This window comes from Mesorhizobium sp. M1E.F.Ca.ET.063.01.1.1, from assembly GCF_003998155.1.
Lineage (GTDB): Bacteria > Pseudomonadota > Alphaproteobacteria > Rhizobiales > Rhizobiaceae > Mesorhizobium.
Genome location: NZ_RZSC01000515.1, coordinates 1 through 4,348, shown reverse-complemented (window position 1 = coordinate 4,348; position 4,348 = coordinate 1). Strand labels below are relative to the sequence as shown.

General features: G+C 65.4%; 2 protein-coding genes. One reads left to right on the top strand and one right to left on the bottom strand.

Going from position 1 to position 4,348, the window contains the following annotated elements:
* Positions 1-262: 262 nt before the first annotated feature.
* Complete coding sequence (gene carB / locus EOA29_RS26770; protein ID WP_126092452.1) at positions 263-3,766, top strand: carbamoyl-phosphate synthase large subunit; 3,504 nt, start codon at positions 263-265, stop codon at positions 3,764-3,766.
* 166 nt (positions 3,767-3,932) lie between these two features.
* Here carB and EOA29_RS26765 read toward each other — a convergent pair.
* Positions 3,933-4,348: cupin domain-containing protein (locus tag EOA29_RS26765; RefSeq protein WP_127221839.1), on the bottom strand; the 416-nt coding region annotated here is incomplete at its 5' end.

The following is a 4,348-nucleotide window of genomic DNA, read 5'->3' as shown; positions in this document are numbered from 1 at the left end:
CGATTCGAGATCACGGACCAGCTTGCGCTGGGGGAATGGGTATTAGGCAGTAGGCAGTAGGGAATAGGCACTGGGCGCCTGAAACCCTGCCTACTCCCTTACTCCCTTACTCCCTTACTCCCTCATTTTCGGGGTTTCATCCGCCAAAACTCTTCCCTATAAGGCCCTCCTAGCCTGATACCAGAATCGCAAGCACAACCGGCCGGGTCCTCCCCCCGCCCGGTTTTTCGTGCAAGCCGCTCGCCGAACGGAACCCGTAGACATGCCAAGACGCACCGACATCAAGTCGATCCTGATCATCGGGGCCGGCCCCATCGTCATCGGCCAGGCATGCGAGTTCGACTATTCCGGCACCCAGGCCTGCAAGGCGCTGAAGGAGGAAGGTTTCCGCGTCATCCTGGTCAACTCCAATCCGGCCACCATCATGACCGATCCGGAGCTGGCCGACGCCACCTATGTCGAGCCCATTACCCCCGAAGTGGTGGCCAAGATCATCGCCAAGGAGCGCCCCGATGCGCTGCTGCCCACCATGGGTGGCCAGACGGCGCTGAACACCGCGCTTTCGCTGCGCCGCATGGGCGTGCTCGACCGCTACAATGTCGAGATGATCGGCGCCGATGCACATGCCATCGACAAGGCCGAGGACCGCGCCCTGTTCCGCCAGGCGATGAGCAAGATCGGCCTGGAGACACCGCGCTCGATGCTGGCCAACGCCACCGACGTCAAGAACGCCGACCGCAAGACGCATGAGGCCGAGCGCGCGGCGCTCAAGGCGGAGAACCCCGAAAACCTCAATGCGGCACTTGACGCGCTGGAGACGCACTGGAACCTCGGCGAGGGCGACCGCAAGCAGCGCTACATCAGCCACGCCATGGCGATCGCCGCGGAGGCGCTCGACCATGTCGGCCTGCCGGCCATCATCCGCCCGTCCTTCACCATGGGCGGCACCGGCGGCGGCATCGCCTACAACCGCGCCGAATTCTACGACATCGTCCAGTCCGGCCTCGACGCCTCGCCGACCACCGAGGTGCTGATCGAGGAAAGCGTGCTCGGCTGGAAGGAGTATGAGATGGAGGTCGTCCGCGACAAGGCGGACAACTGCATCATCATCTGCTCGATCGAGAACGTCGATCCGATGGGCGTGCACACCGGCGACTCGATCACCGTCGCCCCGGCGCTGACGCTGACCGACAAGGAATACCAGATGATGCGCAACGCCTCGATCGCGGTGCTGCGCGAGATCGGCGTCGAGACGGGCGGCTCCAACGTGCAGTTCGCCGTCAACCCGGCCGACGGCCGCCTGGTGGTGATCGAGATGAACCCGCGCGTCTCGCGCAGTTCCGCCTTGGCCTCGAAGGCAACCGGCTTCCCGATCGCCAAGGTCGCGGCAAAACTTGCCGTCGGCTACACGCTGGACGAGTTGGAGAACGACATCACCGGCGGCGCGACGCCGGCTTCCTTCGAACCGACCATCGACTATGTCGTGACGAAGATCCCGCGCTTTGCGTTCGAGAAATTCCCCGGCGCCGAGCCGGTGCTGACCACCGCCATGAAGTCGGTGGGCGAGGTGATGGCCATCGGCCGCACCTTCCAGGAATCGCTGCAGAAGGCGCTGCGTGGCCTTGAAACCGGCCTGACAGGACTGGACGAGATCGAGATCCCCGGCATCGGCCGCGGGCCTACCGCCGCCAATCACGTCGACGACCGCAACGCCATCCGGGCAGCACTCGGCACACCGACGCCCGACCGGCTGCGCATGGTGGCGCAGGCGATCCGCATGGGCACCTCGCTGGAAGACGTGCACGCCATGTGCAAGATCGACCCGTGGTTCCTCGAACAGATCGCCGGCATCATCGCCATGGAGGAGCGCGTGCGCGAGCATGGCCTGCCTGAGGACGCCGCCAATCTGCGCATGCTGAAGGCGATGGGTTTTTCGGATGCCCGCCTCGCCTCGCTGACGAAGACCGACGCCGAACACGTTCAGAACGCGCGCGAAAAACTCGACGTTCATCCGGTCTATAAGCGCATCGACACCTGCGCGGCCGAGTTCGCCTCACCGACCGCCTATATGTACTCGACCTACGAGGTGCCCTTCGCCGGCCAGCTCTCCAACGAGGCGCGCGTGTCGTCGCGCAAAAAGGTCGTTATCCTCGGCGGCGGCCCGAACCGCATCGGCCAGGGCATCGAGTTCGACTACTGCTGCTGCCACGCGGCGTTTGCGTTGCGCGACGCCGGCTACGAAGCGATCATGATCAACTGCAACCCGGAGACCGTGTCGACCGACTACGACACCTCCGACCGTCTCTATTTCGACCCGCTGACGGCGGAAGACGTGCTGGAGATCCTGCGTGCCGAGCAGGCCTCGGGCGAGCTTGTCGGCGTCATCGTCCAGTTCGGCGGCCAGACGCCGCTCAAGCTGGCCGACGCCCTGGAACAGGCCGGCATCCCGATCCTCGGCACCTCGCCGGACATGATCGACCTCGCGGAAGACCGCGACCGCTTCCAGAAGCTGCTGCACAAGCTCGGCCTCACCCAGCCGAAGAACGGCATCGCCTATTCGGTCGAGCAGGCACGCCTCGTCGCCGGCGAGCTCGGCTTCCCGCTGGTCGTGCGCCCCTCCTATGTGCTCGGCGGCCGCGCCATGCAGATCATCCATGACGAGGGCATGCTGCAGACTTACCTGCTCGACACCGTGCCCGGCCTGGTGCCGGAGGACATCAAGCAGAAATACCCGGCCGACAAGACCGGCCAGATCAACACGCTGCTCGGCAAGAACCCGCTTTTGTTCGACACCTATCTCAAGGGCGCCATCGAGGTCGACGTGGATTGCCTGTGCGACGGCAAGGACACCTTCGTTTCCGGCATCCTGGAGCATATCGAGGAGGCCGGCATCCATTCGGGCGACTCGGCCTGCTCGCTGCCGGTGCACGCGCTGCACCCGGACCTCGTCGACGAGCTGGAGCGGCAGACGGCAAGCCTCGCCCGCGCGCTCAATGTCGGCGGCCTGATGAACGTGCAGTACGCCATCCAGGACGGCACGGTCTATGTGCTGGAAGTGAACCCCCGCGCCTCGCGCACGGTGCCCTTCGTCGCCAAGACCATCGGCCGCCCGATCGCCAAGATCGCGGCCCGCATCATGGCCGGCGAGACGCTGGAAAACGCTTTCGCCCATTACGGCGCGATGCCCGACCCGCGCAATCCCGGCCACATCGCGGTCAAGGAAGCGGTGTTTCCCTTCGCCCGCTTCCCCGGCGTCGACATCCTGCTCGGACCGGAAATGCGCTCGACCGGCGAGGTCATGGGCCTCGACCGCGATTTTGCCCTGGCCTTCGCCAAGAGCCAGCTCGGGGCGGGTGTTGATCTCCCCCGCGCGGGCACGCTGTTCGTCTCGGTCCGCGACGAGGACAAGAAGGGCATCCTGCCGGCGGTCAAGCGCCTCGCCGGCCAGGGCTTCAAGGTGCTCGCCACCTCCGGCACCGCGCGCTTCCTCGCCGAAAACGGCGTGACGGCGGAAAAGATCAACAAGGTGCTCGAGGGCCGCCCGCACATCGAAGACGCCATCCGCAACCGCCAGGTCCAGATCGTCTTCAACACCACCGACGGCCAGAAGGCGGTGTCGGACTCGAAGTCGCTGCGGCGAGCAACGCTGATGCAGAAGGTGCCGTACTATACGACGCTGTCAGGCGCGGCGGCCGTGGCGGAGGCGATTGCTGCGCTACGGGCGGGGAGCCTGGAGGTGACGCCGCTGCAGGAGTATTTTGGGTGAGGCGCCTATCCTTCTCCCCTTGTGGGAGAAGGTGGATCGGCGCGCAGCGCCCGAGACGGATGAGGGGTGCTCCAGCGGAGTGAGATGCTGGTGTTTTCTGGAACACCCCTCATCCGTCGCCTTCGGCGACACCTTCTCCCACAAGGGGAGAAGGGGGAGCGTTCCCTCACCCCTGCCCCGGATACGGCACCCCATCCTTGTGCAAAAACCGCCCATCCGAACTCGGGCTCATCATGTCGATGTCGGAGCAGGTGATGACATCGTCCGGATTGCGCGAGCCGACTTCCAGGTAGCGCGCCGTCACCGACGAGCGGTTGATCATGTGGTGGCCGTCGCCGCTGTTCTTGGCGAAGGCAGCACTATCGCCTGCCTTGAGCAGCGTTTCGCCGCCGTCCTCGACCAGCGTCAGCTCGCCCTCCAGCACATAGACGAGCTCATCCTCATGGCTGTGCCAGTGGCGCTGGCTCGACCAGCCGCCGGGTGGCAGCGTCATGAGGTTGACGCCGAAATCCTGCAAGCCGCCGGCGTCGCCCAGGCGCTGGCGCGTGCGTTCCGCACAGGGCTGATCGAAGGGTGGCGGGT

Bases quoted from the DNA above. Each gene is read 5' to 3' on its own strand.
- carB (WP_126092452.1), top strand. From the start codon at position 263: ATGCCAAGACGCACCGACATCAAGTCGATCCTGATCATCGGGGCCGGC.